Source organism: Desulfoferrobacter suflitae, from assembly GCF_022603395.1.
GTDB classification, from domain to species: domain Bacteria; phylum Desulfobacterota; class Syntrophobacteria; order Syntrophobacterales; family Syntrophobacteraceae; genus Desulfoferrobacter; species Desulfoferrobacter suflitae.
This window is the reverse complement of the sequence record NZ_JAIBKA010000013.1, coordinates 1-18709: the sequence shown is the minus strand read 5'-3', so window position 1 is coordinate 18709 and position 18709 is coordinate 1. Positions and strand designations below refer to the sequence as shown.

The window sequence follows — 18709 nt, the reverse complement described above, 5'->3', positions numbered from 1 at the left end:
GGGCGGGTGGTTGGTCTCCCCCCGGGGGGGGTGGCGCGCTTTTGGGCTGTGAAAATGGTGGGTGAACGATGCGAAGCAGGTTCTATGCCTTTGTTCTGACAGGTCTACTGCTCCTTTCGAGTTGCGGTAATGAGGAGCCGGCCGTGAGAGTCGACCTGAGCAGGAAGCAGAACAAGACTCTTGTGGAGCAGGAGGAGGCGATTACCTACGCCTTTCTTCCCCAGTATTCCCATACCGTCTCCTACCAGCGGCAGCACTTGCTGGTAGAATACCTGAGCCGAACGACCGGTTTAAACGTCAAACAGATATTTCCCAACAACTTCGATCAGCATGTCGAGATGCTGGGCGAAGGAAAAATCGATATTTCCTATTCCAATCCCTTCGTCTATGTCAAAATGGCGGATCGCTTTGGAGCACGGGCATTTGCGCGGGCAGTGGAGGTGTACGGCAAAGAGAATTTCCGAGGTCAGATCATCTGCCGGGCCGACAACCAGGAAATCAGAACGCTTGCCGATTGCCGCGGCAAACGGTGGATTGCGGTGGATCCGAGCTCGGCCGGTGGGTACCTCTATCCCCTCGGGCATTTTATTGAAAACGGCATCAAACCGGATGATTTCGCCAAGATCGATTTTGCTCCGGGGCCGGGCGGCAAACAGGAGAACGTGGTGCTGGCGGTGTATGCAGGCAAATACGACATTGGATCGATCCGGGAAGGGACCCTCGATGTTGTCGCCAATAAAATAGATATCAGTGCCATAAAAGTCATTGCCAACACACGCTGGTATCCGGGCTGGGTCTTCGCTGCGAGAAAAGGTCTGCCGACCGATATCGTCACAACGATCAAGACGGCTCTCTGCAAGCTGTCCAACGGTGTTCCCCAGCAGGAGGAGATCCTGCGCGCGGCCAACATCTTCGGCATCATTGCCGCACAGGATCAGGATTTCGACGCTGTGCGGAACCTTGCTGAAAGGTTGGGGATGGATCTTTCCAAATGAGGGGGACTCCGCATCGACTATGAAGCTGGGCCTCAGAAGCAAAATCTATTTCAGCTTGATTTTGATCCTGATCCTGTTCGGGGGCGGTATTTATGCCGTGGCGAGCAGTATCATGCGCAACGCTTTGCTCGAGGAGCATACCAGCCGCGGCTTTCTCATTGCCGACAACCTGGCGGCCTGGGCGTCCGAGCCCATCCTGGCCATGGACCTTCTGCGCCTCAAGAATTTGGTGGATGAAGCGGTTCACGTGAATGAAGACGTGGACTATGCTTTCATTTTAAACGATCGGGAAGATGTGTTGGTGCACACTTTCCCCAGGGGATTTCCGGTTGAGCTGCAGGGCGTGAACAGCGTTGCGGATTCCCAGGACTACAGCAGGCGCCTGCTGGATACCGGTGAGCAGCTCATCTACGATTTCGCCGTGCCCGTCCTGATTGCCGGAGAGCGCTTTGCAACCGTACGCATCGGTTTGTTGCGCACGCGGCTGAATCAGGCGATCAAGAGTCTCTCCTGGTTGATGTTGCTCTCCACCGTTCTGGTCGCCGTCCTTTTGGGACTGGTGGGGGCGGTTCTTGCCCGGGCCGTCGGCACGCGCATCGAGTCCCTTCACCAGGCCATCGACCAGGTGATGCGGGGAAACCTCGATGTCAAAACAGCGCCGCGTCTCAAGAAGAACTGTTGGGACATCATGCAGTGCGACCAAGAGGAGTGCCCGGCCTACCACGAACCGTACCTGCGCTGCTGGTACGTGGCGGGAACACTCTGCACCACCTGTGTGGAAGGCGAGTACGCCAAAAAAATAGAGAGCTGCTATCAATGTCCTGTATATACAGCCTGCTCGGGTGATGAAATCCAGAACCTCGCCGAATCCTTTGATTTCATGGTACGCACACTCAAGAATCACCTCTCCGAGCTGAAGGCCGTCGGGGAGACCTTGAGCGAGCAGCAGCAGCTGCTGGAAACGATTCTCAATGCGACTCCCGATTTTGTCAGCCTGCAGGATCGCGATTCGGTGTATCGTGCGGTAAACCGAGCGTTTTGCGAGATTGTGGGCAAGAGCAGGGAGGACATCGTGGGAAGGACCGACTACGACCTGTTTCCTCAGCATCGGGCCAGGGCCAACCGCCAAGAGGATTTGAAGGTGCTTTCCACTGGTGAATCGCTCACCAAGGAAGAATGCGTCGGCAAAGCCGACAGCGAACGCTGGATCCACTTGATGAAATTGCCGGTGCGCGGCGGTGATGGAAACATCATTGGGCTTTTGTGCAGCGGCCGAGACATCACCGAATTGAAAAAATTCCAGGAACGGCTCACCCAGTCACAGAAGATGGAAGCCGTCGGGCAGCTGACCGCAGGGATTGCCCATGAAATCAATACGCCCCTTGGCATTATCATCGGCTATGCCCAATTGCTCATCGAGGAAGTGGACGAAAGCAGCCAGTTGTACACGGATCTCAAGACCATCGAAAAACACGCGCAGGTCTGCAAAAAAATCGTTTCGGACCTGTTGCGCTTTGCACGCCAGTCGGAGAGCCGGATGTCTCCCGTGCTTGTCAATTCGGTCATCGAGGAGGCCTTGACCGTGGTCGAGCATACCTTCCGCCTGGAACGAGTGAAGGTGGAAAAGCGGCTGGAAGGCGATCTCCCCCCGGTGGTGGGCGATGTGGAGAAGCTCAAGCAGGCGGTGGTCAACCTCCTCAACAACGCTTTCGATGCCATTGGAAGCGACGGCACCATAATGGTGTCAAGCGCTCGCCGGGGAGAAAGTGAGGTGCTTTTTTCGGTGGCCGACAGTGGTGGCGGTATTCCGGCGGAAAGCATCGATAAGATTTTCGATCCGTTTTTCACCACCAAAGGGGTGGGCAAGGGGACCGGCCTGGGACTCTCCGTTACCTTTGGCATTGTCAAAGAGCACGGCGGTACCATCGAAGTTCAGAGCCCGCTGCCGGCGGCTTTGGCCGAGCATCTGGGCAGCGGCTTAGCGCGGGAGAAAAACGGCAGGGGCACTGTTTTTACCGTACGCCTGCCCGCCGCCAAAGAGGGTGCCACGATTGTTGAGGGAAAGGGATTGCATGGCCACAATTCTGGTATTGGATGATGTGTTTGATGCGGTTACGCTGTTGAAGCGGATTCTCGAAAAAAAGGGGCACCAGGTCCTGTGCTTCACCGAAGAGGAAGAAGCCATCAGCCATGTTAGAAAAAATAGGGTTGACCTGGTGATTCTCGACATCAAATTAAAAAAGATAGACGGAGTCGAAGTGCTTGCCGAGATGAGGAAGGCTGATCCGGGCATCCGCGCCATCATGCTGACCGGTTACCCGACCCTCGAATCGGCGCGCGAGGCTCTGCGCCACGGTGCTATGGAATACTGTGTAAAGCCGATCGATAAGGACGAACTGGAGGAGAAGGTGGAGCAGGTGCTGGCCCGGGAAGCGATCCCCTGACGCCGGCGGGCAGTGGACCCGGCTGAGACGCGGCAGCAGGTACCTCGATTGAGCGATTTGTGTTGGAGCCGACCGCCGGCGTCATCCAGGATACCTCGGATCGACCAGCTTATCCATCCCGCAAGACGTCCTGGTCTGCGCGGTGGATCGAAGGCGGGATGGGTGAAGTGAAACGAAACCCATCAAAATTCCGGACCACGCGAACCAAGCTTTTTATCAACCAACGGTATGGATAGAATCGAACATTGCAACCGGCAGAAAGATGGCGTGCATGGCAGCATATGAGCTTTCCTGGATAACCGATAATCTCGCCCTCGGGCATGCCCCGATGTCCTATGCGGAACTGGATTCCATAAGAGAGCAGGGCATAGGGGCGATCATCAATCTTTGCGCGGAATTTTGCGATCTTCACGAAATCGAGCAGACCAGCGGTTTCGAGGTCTACTATCTGCCCGTGTGCGATGATGATGCACCCCCCGAACCGGAACTGGAAAAAGCGCTCGACTGGCTGGACGAAGCGATCTACCTGGGCAAGAAAGTGTTGGTGCATTGCCGCTACGGCATGGGCAGAACGGCGACTTTTGTTGCGGCGTATCTGTTGCGCAAGGGTTTCGCCCTGAAACTTGCCAGGAAAAAAGTGGCCGAAGCCCGCTCCATGCACAGCAGTTTCTCCCAGTGGAGGCTGTTGCGAAAATACAGCAAGAAGTCGGGCAAGCTGACCATTCGCGAGCCTTCCCTGGAAAACCGACGAGTCGTTGACCTGAGCGGCTTTTTTACCGACTGCCGGGCATTGCTCGAGCGTGTGGATACACTGTTTGAAGAGGCTTCTGAGAAGCACTCCGGGCTGCTCAGTTGCGGTTCCCGGACGGACGGCTGCTGCTGCAACTATGTTGAGCTCAGCTTTGTGGAAGCAGCCTATCTCAGTCACCACATGAACAAAGTGCTGCCGGGAGAAGAACGCCGACAGGCCATCGAACGGGCGGTGCAAGCGGCAAAAGCCATGCGCCGGGTGCGAAAATCTCTGCCTTCCGGGACGGGTCTAGCGGGCGACCGCAGGGCCGAATTGGAAGCGGCCTACAGCCAGGCGCAAATTCGATGCCCCCTCAGTGTGAACACACAATGTGTGGTGTATCCCTTTCGCCCCATCGCGTGCCGAATCTACGGTATTCCCCGGGATTATCTCGACAGCCCCGCCGATATCGGCAGGTCCATGCGGGCGCCGGGCGAGGATCACGTGCCGTCCGTCTACGAACAGTTTCTGGTCGCCCGGCAGAAGATCTCGGCTGACATGTGGTACGCGCTGACTTCGCTCTTTCCGCAGGAAGACGGCCTGCTTTTTGCGCTTCCTGACGTCGTTTCCGGCAGGTTCATTCAGCAGTATTTTGAATGGCTCAGCCGCGCCCAGAATTCGCTCGACGCCGCTCCCTAACCCGCCTGCCGCGGAGTAGTTTCTCGTCCCTGGTCAGGCGTGCGTGAGGCCCCGCCTTTGCCGCAACGGAGTCCGCACGTTTTGGTGACCAAATGTTTGACGAACGCATTGTTCTGTTCTAGAATCAACGCACAAATATTCTTTAAAGCTCGATGACACTTCGGTAGCGAGCAGCTTGGTTCTAACCTCCGTTCTACTGCCTTTTTGCTGAAGTGTTTTGATCTGAATTCCCGCTTGTATCGCAAGTGCTTAACCGGTGCGAATTTAAGGTAATGCAAATGACACAAACAAATTGAGCCTGGCTGCAGCGAACTGTTATGCCAAATGGCTGGGGCAATCCAGCGAGGTGTCGAGAGATGCAGCTTGTCATCAACACACCGGGAACCTTTCTCACCCAAAAAGACGAGTGCTTTCGGCTCAAGCAGCAGGAGAAGACCTTCGACATTTCTCCGCTCAAAGTGGAAAGCATCGTCATCGCCAACCAGGCGATGGTGACCACCCAGGCGGTGGTCCTGGCCCTGGAGCACAACATCGATGTGGTCTTTCTGGACAAGTACGGAGATCCGGTGGGACGCATCTGGTTCTCCAAGCTCGGGAGCACCGCTCTGATTCGGCGCAGGCAGCTGGAAGCGCACGACAGTCCCCTCGGCCTGCAACTGGCGACCGAAATGGTCGGGCAAAAGCTCAACAACCAGCTCCTCTTTTTGAAAAAGCTTATGCACGCAAGGCCCGGAAGCGAGGAGTCGATCCGACCGGCCGTCGAGGCCGTCGAAAGATCTAAGGCCGGCTTAGCGCTGGAAACCGTCGATCTGGACGCGGCCCGCAATCGCATCATGGGCCTGGAAGGGACCGCCGGCCGCAGTTACTTTCGCTGCCTCGCTTCCCTGCTGCCGGAAAAATACCGCTTCAGCGAACGCTCGCGGCGCCCGGCCAAAGACCCCTTCAACGCCTGCCTCAACTACGCTTACGGGATCCTCTATTCGCTGGTGGAAAAGGCGTGTATCCTCGCCGGCCTCGATCCCTACCTGGGCTTTCTCCACACCGACAATTACAACAAGAAATCGATGGTCTTCGACCTCATCGAGCCGTTCCGCATCTTTGGCGAACAGACGGTGGTCTACCTTTTCACCGGCAGGAAGATCAAAGACGATTATTTCGACGGCGGCGACGGCGCCGTGTCGCTTAACCAGGCCGGCAAGCCGGTGATCGTGGAAGCCTTGAACAGTCACCTGGACGAATCGGTGCGCTACCGCCGGAAAAACGTCAAACGCCGCACCATCATCCAGCACGAGGCGCATCGGCTGGCCAACCTGCTGCTGGCCGAAACCGGGCGGCAAAGGCCCGACTGGCTCGACATCAAAGAGCTCTGACCCGGAGGACCGCAACCATGGCCGTATTGGTTTGGATCATTTACGACATCTCCGACGACAAGATGCGCGGCAAAGTGTCCAAGGCGTGCAAGCGCTACGGGCTGGAGCGGGTGCAGAAGAGCGCCTTCCTGGGCCGGCTGGAAGCCAGCCGCTTCGATGAGCTGACGGAAAAGTGCCGCAGCCTGATCGATGAAGAAGTCGACAGCGTCTACCTTTTCCCCTTCTGCCAGGAGGACTTCAAGCGGGTCCAGGTGCTCGGCCAGGGCTTCGACCGCAAACTGGTCAACGACGAACTGCTGGCCAAATTTTTTTGACAAAAACCGCCCATTCGACCTCGTCATTTAGAGGCACAGAACAGAGCTGTTGTATTTGCCCAATGGACGACCCAAAAAGATCTCCCTAGAGTTTGACAAAATCAAAAGTGATGAAGAATTAATTTTGTCAAGCTAATTTGAAATTAGGTCCCCAGATATTGGGGGAAGGACTAAAATGTATGCGAAGGTCTCAAAAAAGGCGCAAATCACAATCCCGAAATCGATTAGGAAGAAATTGAATATCGGAGAGAACGGTGCCGTTTTGTTCGTCGTCGAGAATGGCGAAGTGAAACTGAAGGGCGTAGCCGCCGGAGCGGCGGAAAGCCTGGCCGGAAGTCTGAAAGGATATGCCGATAGATATGAGCCGTTAGACAAAATCAGAGAGAAAATTCAAGAGGAAATTGCTCGAAATGCAAACCGCGAACACGAATTAAACAACAAGACGAAAAAATGATATTGACATTAATTCAAACAAAGCATGATTGCTCAACGCCCTGCTCACATACCAGGAGCATCCCATCGATTTCGTCGACTGCCTGCTCTACGCGAGTTCTTCTTCAACTAGACCGGTTGCTTCATTTAACCGTGATTTTGATAAATTAAGAGCCCACATAATCAATCTCTGAAGCAAATCCAAAAGGCCAAAGACAGTTTGGGCTCATTTGAAAAAGGAAATCCCCATGTTCCAGAAGCTTTCCGAGTTCAGTAGGCTTTTACCGGTTGCGGAAGTGGTCGAATATTTAAATGAAGGCATGCCCGAAGTTTATGATCGTGGCCTGGCTATCTGCTTTGATGAAAATGGGAACTACCACTCGGTTGAAGTACTCCATAACAGGGAAAGCGTGATTTACCGCTCGGGTCCTTCCAACGGAACCGATTACACCCCCTGCTGCAAGCTGGCCAAGACAACGGACAACCGTCTTTTGAAAGCGGCAAAGAACCTCCTGGAATCCGGGCAGCTATCTCCCAAGGAAGAACAGTGGTTGGCTCTCGCTATAGGCGCCTATGAACAGAACGTGAAACGCATCTGGACCGAGGTGCAGGAGCAGTCCCGCAACGCTCAAATCGACGGGAAGACACACCGCGGGTATGCCTACTGGGCGAAAAGCACAAACGGCAATATTTTCCCCTTATACGAGTGGGATAGCTGCAAGCGCCACATGCAGGCGTCGGTAGTGGCCAATTGGAAAGCCCGCGGTGGCTACAGAGAGCAAGGGACTTGTTTTATCTGTGGCCAAAAAGACAGGACCGTGCTCGGGAATTTTTCGCTTTTGGCCTGCTACAACTTGGACAAAATCGGCAGCATAGCCGGGGGATTCAAGGAAGCAAACGGAGTCAAAAACTTTCCCGTTTGCGAAGAATGCGCTCTGCGGATTTCAGGTGCCGTTATCCGTATCGAGAATGACCTGACCAGCACCATGGCCGGCCAAAGTTACATGATTCTGCCGTACAGCAATTCCGAAGAAGTTCGGGAGGAGATGAAGCACCTGCTGACCAATAAACCGGGCCGGTTTAAACTGGGCAGTAGTAAGCAGTTCGATCTCATCGCCCAGGAAGAATCTTTTCTGGAAGATTTTGAAGCTTTTTCCGACCAGATGGCTTTCGCCCTGATCTTTTTTAAACAGGACAATGCGGCCTGGAGAATCCAGGCAGAGGTCCAGCAGGTGCTCCCCAGCCGGATGAAATCCCTGCATGATGCCGGCCGCAAAATCAGCGAGGCAAAGGACCTGACCTATACCGACAGGAAAGGTGAAGAAAAGCGGATTGAAATCAATGCTAACCTGATCCGCAATTTTTCCGAAGCATCTGAAAAGAAAAGCGAGGAGGTATTCCGAGCCTGGCTCGTTGCCCTGTTTGAGCATAAACAGATTGGCTATCGCGAGTTTTTGCACCACCTGGTCAATCGGCTCGTTTACATCGGCAGGAAAGAGAATGCCCTTATTCCGTGGACATTGCGCCAGGCGTGGGCATTTTATCGTTACGCCTGCCTGGTTGATCTCATCGTACCGGACAAGAAAGGAGCTTCTATGGAAGGTGCTGTTCTTGCTAGCCCTTACGGGCAGTACATTCTCGATCACCCTGAATTTTTCGATCGCCCGGAAAAAGCCGTGGCCTTTCTAACGGGTTGCTACGTCTCTGTAGTTACCAGCGTCCAATACCGCAAGCGAAGGAGCACCCCGTTCGCCAAAAAATTTGTCGGAAGACTGCTGCCACGAGACCATCTGAAAAGACTCTACCGGGAAGGACATGACAAGCTGGCCCAATACGAAGCTCTCGGCTTAGTGGCCAAGAAGATGGATCCGGACTTGGCTGAGGCATGGGTCAAGTGCGGAGCAGATTGGAAGATCAGCAACGAGGAATCGACTTTCGCATTTACCATCGGTTACAGCCTGGAGTCGCGCATCAGGGCTCTTTCGGGTGACCAGGAACTGGCAGAAATTTCTGAATTTGCCGAGGAGGCGGAGAACAATGAGCTCGATTGAGAATCGTTACGAAATTCTGTTCCTTTATGAGGCCAAGGACTGCAATCCCAACGGCGATCCGTTAGACGAAAACCGGCCCCGTACCGACCCGGAAACCGGCGTGGCCACCGTCACCGATGTGCGGATCAAACGAACAGTTCGGGACTTTTTCCTGGCGATTGAGCCGGACGTTGAAAAACGGATCGAAGGCGGTACGGAAATCCTGATCCGTGACACTTTCAAACAGGACGGATTTCTCTCGCAGGGAAAGGACCGCGCCGAGAACTTCATTGACGAGGCCATTAAAGGCAAGAAGGGGCTCGAAAAGCTTCAGGCGCTGCAGGATGCAATCATGAAAGGATGCATCGATGCCCGTCTGTTTGGCTGCGCGCTGCCCATGGGGAAAAACGAGCCTTCTTTGAAGGTGACGGGACCGGTTCAATTCATGCCGTTCAACCGCAGCCTGCATCGCGTTGCTCCGCAAATGGTGCAGCAAACGGCCGCCTTTGCCGGATCGGCGACGGCTTCGCAAAAATCGTTTGCCGAACGGTGGCTGCTCCCCTATGCCTTGATTGCTGCTTACGGGGTTGTCAATGAGAACGCCGCACGCACGACCGGGATGTCGCCAAAAGACCTGAACAGGCTGTTGGATGCGCTTTGGCGGGGGACGGCTGAGCTCAATACCCACTCAAAGATGGGACATGATCCCATGCTGCTGCTGGTGGTGGAAAGCCAGGCTGGTCACAAAATCGGAGCACTCCAGCGCAGGGTCAAAATGACCGACCAGCCCGAGGAAGAGACTGCCATCCGGGATTCGAGCCAGTTTTGCATCGACCTTTCAGAATTGCTCGATGCGATAGCACAAAATGACAAAGTCGTTTCGACCAAAGCTCGTCAGAGTACACGGCTTCGGGTGAAAGACGGCGTGCATGAAGCGGGCGTTATCGATTTGCTGAAGGAAAGAAGCCTCGCTGTAGAGAGCCTGGAGATCTAGCCGATGAGAGCCCTCGCTTTTGATATTCGTGGTGAATACGGGCATTTCAAAAAGCCCTACTCCCCGATGAGCCCCGTGACCTTTCCACTTCCCCCGCCACCGGCTGTGCTGGGAATGCTGGGGGCCGTCCTCGGTCTATCGAAGACCGAGTATCCTGAACAACTGGCATGGGCGAGAGCCCGGATCGCCATTCGCTTGTTGACCCCTGTTCGGATATTTCGCGCGGCGGTCAATCTCATCAATACTAAAGACGGCACGGACAAGTACTTCCGGCCTCGTGCCCATACCAACACACACATCCAGGTGAATTACGAGTTTTTGAAAGACCCGGCCTTCCGAGTAGTAGTCGGCGATTTACCGTCCGCCATGCACAATCGGCTGAAGAATCTGCTCGGAGCCGGCAAGTCGGTCTATACGCCGGTACTTGGGTTGGCCCAGTGCCTCGCCGACGTCAATTGGTTGGGGGAGGCCGAGGTACGGCAAGGAGTCACAGGAAAAGCTGTCATCGATTCGGTGATCTCACTGGGAAAGGGCATTACCCCCATCTATGAACCGGGCCGCCGGTATCACCGCACTCGCATTCCGGCGACCATGGATGGTGAGCGAATCGTTCATCGCTATCAGGAAATTCTGCTCGCAGACGATGCCGGTCCCATCGAATGCCGCATCAGAGAACCAGCCGAAGTATACCAGGTGAATGATGAAATCATGTCTTTTTTGTGAATGCCTGGCCCACCAAGGGGATCCGCTTCCCGGGCACCTCCTTCGGGTTGCAGAATCCGCGGAGGCGGCCGTTTATGACGCCGGCGAAGAGGTCAGACGAATCGCATTTCTAGCCGGGCTGCTGCACGATATCGGGAAAGCCACCCCTTACTTCCAGATCAACCGGCTGCAGAAGAAAAAAAGGGACAGGTTAACCAGCCATTCTCTATGCAGTGCCTGCGTCGCCTGGAAGGCTACAGAAATTCTATCCATGCCTCTTTGGATGAGGCTTAGCGTGCTTATTTCCATCTTGCGCCACCATGGCAACCTGCAATTTGATTCCTGGGAAACGGCGTATAGTCATGTGCGGCAGCAAGTTAGAACGGATGAAGCATTGCCCCTTCAACTCGAATCCTTGGATCTTGAAAATATCCTGGTATGGATATCAGAAAACATCTCACGATATGTTCACGACATAGATTTTGATCAAGAGGACTTCACGGTAGAGGCCGTTCGAAAAAGCTTCTCCGGGGTCCGGATGTTGCAAATCCGCAGTTGTTTTGCAGAATCATCCGATGTTTTGGGCTTCCTGGCCGGCTACGGTTCGCTCCTCGCTGCGGATAAAGTCGATTCTGCCATCGGTACGGGCTTGGCGCGACCCCACATTCCCGCTGAGCTGGTAACAATCTATAAAGCGCACAAATTTCACCGAACGAATCAAAAAATGAACCGCCTGCGGGAGGCCATTTCCGTTGAAGTGCAAGAACAATGGGCCGCACACCCCGAGCATCGTCTCTTCACGTTCACCGCGCCGACCGGTTCGGGCAAAACCCTCGCCGCATTCAACGCAGCTCTGCATGCCCGCGATAGATTTTCCGCAATGCGAAACGCGCCGCCCAGGATCATCTATTGCCTGCCGTTCACGTCGGTCATCGACCAGAATCACAAGGTGATGGCCGACGTCATGAGGTTGTGCGATTTGGGAAACCGCGAAGACATTTTATTGAAGCATCACCACTTGGTGCCGGGACTCTACCGGTCAAAGGAGACCGAATTCGATTCCGAAGATGCCGGCGCGCTGCTGACGGAAACCTGGCAGAGTGAAATAGTCATCACCACTTTCTATCAGTTCCTCCACAGCTTGATCTCCGCAAGCAACTCAGAGCTCAAACGGGCCGGGCAGCTTTGCGGAAGCATCGTGCTGATGGACGAAGTTCAGGCGGTACCCCTGCGCTACTGGCAAACCATTCGTCACATTTTCGGCCGCGCCGCGACCACCCTAAACATGACCTTCGTTTTGCTGACAGCGACACGGCCGCTCATTTTTCCGCAGGACGATCCAGCCATCAAAGAACTGCTGCCCAATCACCCGGAGTATTTTCGTGGGCTCTCGCGTGTCGAGCTTTTCTGTCATGCCGAAAAGATCGGTCTCTCAGAGCTCTGTAACCGGTTGATAGCCGATCTGCAGGGACGATTCCGTTCCACTCTTATCATTCTAAACCGCCGCGCATCCGTTAAGAGCGTATTCGAGAAACTGAAGGAGGCATTTCCAGACCTTCGGGTTATCCTGCTTTCCACCGATTTGACGCCGTGGGACCGGCGTGCCAGAATTCGTCTGGTGCAGGGACTTTTGAGACAGAACATCCCGTGCGTGGTAGTGTCCACGCAACTGGTTGAAGCCGGGGTGGATTTTAGCTTTCCTTCGGTTCACCGCGAAATCGCACCGCTGGATGCGATCATTCAAAGCTGTGGCCGTTCCAACCGGCATAACGGCGAGACTCTCGGGACGGTGCATGTCTGGAAGCTTTGCAGGGAAGATGAGAACGGTGAGTTAAAAGAGCCAACGTGGTCCAAAATCTATGATGTACCCCTCATCGACGCGACGAACGATGTGCTGACAATAGCGGAAGAAAAGCCGGGTGGAACGGTTAAATTCGACGAAAAGGATTTTCTTGCCCTCAGTCAGGATTATTTCCAACGCTGCTGGGGACGTATCGATCAGAAGGATCTTGAAGAATACTGGTTGAAAGGGGATTTCCAAGCATTTGACAGAGTGTTCCAGCTCATCGAAGAAGGATTGCCCCGGCTGACTTGTTTCGTTAACCGGACGGCAGTCGATGATGCTATATGGAAAGAGTACCAGTCAATATATGCCGGCGATTCAGACAACCTTGCAAAGAAAAAGCGATTCAGAAGAATCCGCCACAGGTTCTACGAAAGAGTTATTCAGGTCTATGGCAGGAGAGATCCGCAGCGCGATCCAATGATCTTGCTGGATTCTCCGGATCACTACTGCCGGGAAACCGGTTTTCTGCGACTGCCCGAAAAGGAAGCGACATGCGTGTTTTAGGCGAACGCCTCAAAACCACGGTAGAGCTCATTTTCGACCATTCAATCAAAGGGTTCAGGCAAACTCTTGCCACACAGCTCCGGGGCGGCATCCTCAACGCTGTTCAGGATAGTGAATTCCACCAGCACGAATCCAATGGCACCTTCATCTACCGATACCCACGAATCCAATATCAATGGCGGAATAACAATGGAGTAATAGTGGGATGGATGGAATCGGCCGAAAAATTGCTTCAGTTTCCCTGGCTGGATCTCCAGTTCCACTTCGATGGTACGGAGGTGCGTCCCACCGACGTTTTCTTGAACCCCGCATGCGCACAATTCAGTGTATCAGAACGGCTTTTTCATTATCGTCTGACAACTCCCGTACTGGTATTTAACCAGAAAAATTATGTCAACTATAAGTCATTGAAGTTTTACGATAGGCTATACGAAGAAGACCGGCTTCTGCAGGCGCAGATCCTCACTGCCTTAAGGGGATTGGGGATTGACTTTACAACGAGGCTTTACGCTACTTTTACGGAAAAGAAAACAGTTCCGTGCAGGTACAAGAAACAGCAGTTGCACGGTATTCAGGGCAGGTTCGTCACCAATGCTGTTCTTCCCGATGATTTCGCCATCGGGCATGCAGTGAGTCATGGCTTTGGCTGGATAAAGTCCTTGGGCGGCTTGAGCTAAACGTTGCAGTGGGAATTGAGGTAAATGGTGTCAGAGACAATCATCCCAGGTGGGATCCAGGATGCCGATGGAAGTTCCTACTCGATAACAGCCACGGACATTCTCGAGCATCTTTACTGCCCCAGATTCACCTATTTCGAGCTGGTTCTCGAGATTCCCGAGCACCAGGAAAAGCGGTTCAAGGTACAAAAGGGAAGAACGATCCACGAAGAAAGAGCTACCATCAATCCGGATTATCTACGCAAGAAGCTCGGCTGCGTCGAGCGGAAAAAGTCCGTTTATCTGAGCTCTCGGCGGGGATTACGGGGCGTGGTCGACGAAATCCTCTTCCTGCGGGATGGTACCGCGGCACCGCTGGACTACAAGTACGCCGAATACAAGGAGCGAACGTTCAAGAATCACAGATATCAGCTTGCTTTTTACGGAAGCCTGATCCGGGAATGCTTCGATCTTCCCGTGCAGCGGGGCTTTATCGTTTACACCCGCAGTCACAATAAGCTGGTGGAGATCGCTCTCACCGCGGCCGTTTATTCCGAACTGGACACAATCATTGCAGAATTCCTTGAAATCGTGCAAAAGGGGCGCTACCCTGATCCGACCCGCTACCCTGCACGATGCGCCGACTGCTGCTACCGAAATATCTGCGAAAAGGTGGTCTAATTAAGGAAGTCTGGCATTTTCAGTAAGTTAACGGTGCTCTGATAAAGCAATTTATGCGGAATGAAGCGCTCCATCCGCGAAAGAGTAGTATGATAAGGAGGGTTGAAAATAAATGTAAGCCATTAATTTCTAATAAGTTTCCCCGAAATCGCTCCGATGGAGGCACATCCAGAACAACAAGGATTGAAACTCAGTGTTGGGTGAATTTTGCCGGGGCGTTCAATTGCCGATGGAGGCACATCCAGAACAACAAGGATTGAAACCGGTGGTGGGAACCGATGCGGCCTTTTATGCCAAGTGCACCGATGGAGGCACATCCAGAACAACAAGGATTGAAACAATATCCGGCCGGTATTTTTCATCGCTCCACGCACCCCGATGGAGGCACATCCAGAACAACAAGGATTGAAACCATCTTGTCCAGGATTTTCCACATAAAGGATTCCACTTCCGATGGAGGCACATCCAGAACAACAAGGATTGAAACGTCAAAAGAGCGGAAATTGCCAATCTACGAGCTTAAAGGCCGATGGAGGCACATCCAGAACAACAAGGATTGAAACGGAGGGTGCTTGCGGGTGCGGGTGACGCAAAAATCATCCGATGGAGGCACATCCAGAACAACAAGGATTGAAACTCAAGTCACCTTTGGCGGCACCGATCTCGGCTATACCCGATGGAGGCACATCCAGAACAACAAGGATTGAAACAAAAAGGCATTCTTGAGATCGACGCCTTGACCTATACCGATGGAGGCACATCCAGAACAACAAGGATTGAAACTCGATTTGCATGGCAGGGACGCCGATGAACTCGACGCCGATGGAGGCACATCCAGAACAACAAGGATTGAAACTTGTCGGCTTCAAGCAAATGGAGCTGAAAAACCTCACCCGATGGAGGCACATCCAGAACAACAAGGATTGAAACATTTCTGGCTGATTGTGTGGTTGTGCGTGGTGATTATCCGATGGAGGCACATCCAGAACAACAAGGATTGAAACTGTGGTAGGCGCTGAGCAATTCGGAAACGGTCAGACCGATGGAGGCACATCCAGAACAACAAGGATTGAAACTTACCAGGGGCGGCGGGGACCGTAAAGCGCTTTTTCCGATGGAGGCACATCCAGAACAACAAGGATTGAAACACCCGTATGTCGAGCGGATCACCATCATGGCCTCGGTCCGATGGAGGCACATCCAGAACAACAAGGATTGAAACTCGATCATCGATAAGATGCCCGGCAAATCCGGCCGCCCGATGGAGGCACATCCAGAACAACAAGGATTGAAACCTGGATGAATCAATCGAGGTCGGCGCGGTCGAAATCCGATGGAGGCACATCCAGAACAACAAGGATTGAAACAATCAGGCCAGACTCTGGTAGCGTACACGCTACTCACCCGATGGAGGCACATCCAGAACAACAAGGATTGAAACTATCGGGACCAGTCACACCAATATCTGGACCGGCACCCGATGGAGGCACATCCAGAACAACAAGGATTGAAACAGAAATATAAAAACATAACTGGCGTCGTTAAAGCCACCGATGGAGGCACATCCAGAACAACAAGGATTGAAACCTGAGGCGGATTTACCGGGCATCAGTTTGTTTCCACCGATGGAGGCACATCCAGAACAACAAGGATTGAAACCCGGTTCAAAGGCCGTGGAGGATGATGATGTTCTCCCGATGGAGGCACATCCAGAACAACAAGGATTGAAACCGGCGAAAAACAGCGAGCTGATCCCCGCGCGCGCAGCCGATGGAGGCACATCCAGAACAACAAGGATTGAAACCTCAGATATCAGGTATAGCGGCCAGCGCCGGGGTCCCGATGGAGGCACATCCAGAACAACAAGGATTGAAACTGTATTATGACGATAGGCGCAAGGATTGGCGCGAAGCCGATGGAGGCACATCCAGAACAACAAGGATTGAAACCTTAGCGTCCATATGCTTCTCAACGTGCTCATTAAAGCCGATGGAGGCACATCCAGAACAACAAGGATTGAAACCTCACACGGGCCACAACAGGCCCGGCTATACCCATACCGATGGAGGCACATCCAGAACAACAAGGATTGAAACTTTACGTAAACAAGCTCAAGGTGTTTTTGATTTTGCCGATGGAGGCACATCCAGAACAACAAGGATTGAAACCCAAGATCGAGGCGGACGCAGCGAAAGTAAAGGCGGCCGATGGAGGCACATCCAGAACAACAAGGATTGAAACAGGCAGGCGAAGGCATCGGCCATGCCGGCGGCATCCGCCGATGGAGGCACATCCAGAACAACAAGGATTGAAACACTCAGCGAGAGGTCATTGGCACCTACTACAAGGCGCCCGATGGAGGCACATCCAGAACAACAAGGATTGAAACCGGTACTTCGACGCTATCCCCTCGCTATATCCTCCCGATGGAGGCACATCCAGAACAACAAGGATTGAAACCGCCGCGGGACGGCAGCCCTCGGGCACTCCCCCGCATCCGATGGAGGCACATCCAGAACAACAAGGATTGAAACCCTCAGAAGGTGAAAAATCAGATCGGGCAAGTGATCCGCCGATGGAGGCACATCCAGAACAACAAGGATTGAAACAAAAGTATGAGCGCTGCTTTTGCCGCTTTCAAGCTGCCGATGGAGGCACATCCAGAACAACAAGGATTGAAACAAGGCGAAGCCTACCGGCGCACCTACGACCGCGAATCCGATGGAGGCACATCCAGAACAACAAGGATTGAAACACCGGGACCAAGGGGGTCAACTGGCACGTCTACGACGACCGATGGAGGCACATCCAGAACAACAAGGATTGAAACACCAATTCAAGACCAACATTGTCACTTTCGAGACAGGCCGATGGAGGCACATCCAGAACAACAAGGATTGAAACGCGTTGATGTCTTCGTCAAGGCGGAACTTGTCAACGCCCGATGGAGGCACATCCAGAACAACAAGGATTGAAACCGGTAGTGAATGCGAAAATCGCAAAGCTGGTCGCGTCCGATGGAGGCACATCCAGAACAACAAGGATTGAAACCTTAGCTTTTTCTGCTTCTTATGGAACTTAACGCCGCCGATGGAGGCACATCCAGAACAACAAGGATTGAAACTTGATTACAAGAACCGGGTGAAAGAGCACAAGGCGGCCGATGGAGGCACATCCAGAACAACAAGGATTGAAACTCCACGAACACGCCGCTCTGTTCGTTTCCACCATCCACCGATGGAGGCACATCCAGAACAACAAGGATTGAAACCTCTGTCAATAACCGCTCGCAAAAACACCCCTTGCCCGATGGAGGCACATCCAGAACAACAAGGATTGAAACTCAATCCGCGCGGCCGTCGAACTCTGCCGCGTCTTGGCCGATGGAGGCACATCCAGAACAACAAGGATTGAAACACAACAGAACTAATCCCGACCGATCATCAGCTAGACGCCGATGGAGGCACATCCAGAACAACAAGGATTGAAACAAAGTGAAGAAAAAGGAGTGATCGGATGGAGATTTACCGATGGAGGCACATCCAGAACAACAAGGATTGAAACTGTTGGAGCCGGACGTGATCCTGTTCCAGCCCACACCCGATGGAGGCACATCCAGAACAACAAGGATTGAAACTAGATGAAGTCAACTTGGATGAACCCACCACGGCAGCCGATGGAGGCACATCCAGAACAACAAGGATTGAAACATCGCTTTTCCCGCGTTGTCTTGGAACAACTCAAACCGATGGAGGCACATCCAGAACAACAAGGATTGAAACTAAACTATCTTAGTGTGCAACAACCTTTTACGCCCCCCGATGGAGGCACATCCAGAACAACAAGGATTGAAACTCGAAATACAACACGACGTAATTATGTTCTAACAACCCGATGGAGGCACATCCAGAACAACAAGGATTGAAACTGAATAAGGCTCATGGTCGATGATATACCCCAGGATATCCGATGGAGGCACATCCAGAACAACAAGGATTGAAACCAGTCAGCGCTCTTGAATCGCCAGGCGCAATAAGCCCGATGGAGGCACATCCAGAACAACAAGGATTGAAACAGCACCCCTTGGACGACGCCCGCCTGATCGATGTGCCGATGGAGGCACATCCAGAACAACAAGGATTGAAACATCCATCCAAGCTTTGAAATCTGCATCGCTCATGGCCCGATGGAGGCACATCCAGAACAACAAGGATTGAAACTGAGGTAGATGCCGCGTGCGGAGGCTAACTGCCACCCGATGGAGGCACATCCAGAACAACAAGGATTGAAACTCGGGATTGCGAGGGTCCCT

13 protein-coding genes and 1 CRISPR repeat array are annotated in these 18709 nt (G+C 53.2%); all 13 genes read left to right on the top strand.

Annotated features, from left to right (window positions below):
• Window positions 1-68 precede the first annotated feature (68 nt).
• Window positions 69-995, top strand: coding sequence for a phosphate/phosphite/phosphonate ABC transporter substrate-binding protein (locus tag K1V27_RS19115; protein ID WP_258931662.1), 927 nt, complete (start codon window positions 69-71; stop codon window positions 993-995).
• Between the two features lie 19 nt (window positions 996-1014).
• The gene (locus K1V27_RS19110) at window positions 1015-3093 is read left to right on the top strand and encodes an ATP-binding protein (protein WP_258931661.1); all 2079 of its coding nucleotides are present in this window, start codon (window positions 1015-1017) and stop codon (window positions 3091-3093) included.
• The gene (locus K1V27_RS19105) at window positions 3068-3439 is read left to right on the top strand and encodes a response regulator (RefSeq protein WP_258931660.1); all 372 of its coding nucleotides are present in this window, start codon (window positions 3068-3070) and stop codon (window positions 3437-3439) included. Before K1V27_RS19110 ends, K1V27_RS19105 begins: the two co-directional genes overlap by 26 nt.
• Before the next feature lie 271 nt (window positions 3440-3710).
• On the top strand, window positions 3711-4868 hold the full coding sequence (locus K1V27_RS19100) for a protein-tyrosine phosphatase family protein (protein WP_258931659.1): 1158 nt from the start codon (window positions 3711-3713) through the stop codon (window positions 4866-4868).
• A 356-nt stretch (window positions 4869-5224) separates the two neighbouring features.
• A complete protein-coding gene (cas1, locus tag K1V27_RS19095) occupies window positions 5225-6238 on the top strand; it encodes a CRISPR-associated endonuclease Cas1 (protein WP_258931658.1) in 1014 nt (337 codons plus the stop codon).
• Between the two features lie 17 nt (window positions 6239-6255).
• On the top strand, window positions 6256-6552 hold the full coding sequence (cas2, locus tag K1V27_RS19090) for a CRISPR-associated endonuclease Cas2 (protein WP_258931657.1): 297 nt from the start codon (window positions 6256-6258) through the stop codon (window positions 6550-6552).
• A 175-nt stretch (window positions 6553-6727) separates the two neighbouring features.
• The gene (locus K1V27_RS19085) at window positions 6728-7006 is read left to right on the top strand and encodes an AbrB/MazE/SpoVT family DNA-binding domain-containing protein (protein ID WP_258931656.1); all 279 of its coding nucleotides are present in this window, start codon (window positions 6728-6730) and stop codon (window positions 7004-7006) included.
• A gap of 226 nt (window positions 7007-7232) precedes the next feature.
• Window positions 7233-9035 carry a TM1802 family CRISPR-associated protein gene (locus K1V27_RS19080; RefSeq protein ID WP_258931655.1) on the top strand — a complete coding sequence of 601 codons (1803 nt, stop codon included), beginning with the start codon at window positions 7233-7235 and terminating at the stop codon, window positions 9033-9035.
• Entirely contained in the window at window positions 9022-10008 is a 987-nt protein-coding gene (cas7b, locus tag K1V27_RS19075) for a type I-B CRISPR-associated protein Cas7/Csh2 (RefSeq protein WP_258931654.1), read from the top strand. Before K1V27_RS19080 ends, cas7b begins: the two co-directional genes overlap by 14 nt.
• A 3-nt stretch (window positions 10009-10011) precedes the next feature.
• Window positions 10012-10731, top strand: a complete 720-nt coding sequence (cas5b, locus tag K1V27_RS19070) for a type I-B CRISPR-associated protein Cas5b (RefSeq protein WP_258931653.1) — start codon at window positions 10012-10014, stop codon at window positions 10729-10731.
• A complete protein-coding gene (cas3, locus tag K1V27_RS19065) occupies window positions 10706-13060 on the top strand; it encodes a CRISPR-associated helicase Cas3' (RefSeq protein ID WP_258931651.1) in 2355 nt (784 codons plus the stop codon). The genes cas5b and cas3 overlap by 26 nt, the downstream gene beginning before the upstream one ends.
• Window positions 13048-13737 carry a CRISPR-associated endonuclease Cas6 gene (locus tag K1V27_RS19060; protein WP_258931649.1) on the top strand — a complete coding sequence of 230 codons (690 nt, stop codon included), beginning with the start codon at window positions 13048-13050 and terminating at the stop codon, window positions 13735-13737. Before cas3 ends, K1V27_RS19060 begins: the two co-directional genes overlap by 13 nt.
• A 24-nt stretch (window positions 13738-13761) precedes the next feature.
• Window positions 13762-14397 carry a CRISPR-associated protein Cas4 gene (gene cas4 / locus K1V27_RS19055; RefSeq protein WP_258931647.1) on the top strand — a complete coding sequence of 212 codons (636 nt, stop codon included), beginning with the start codon at window positions 13762-13764 and terminating at the stop codon, window positions 14395-14397.
• A gap of 153 nt (window positions 14398-14550) precedes the next feature.
• A CRISPR array of direct repeats spans window positions 14551-18689; the repeat unit is 37 nt; unit sequence CCGATGGAGGCACATCCAGAACAACAAGGATTGAAAC.
• Window positions 18690-18709: the final 20 nt, after the last annotated feature.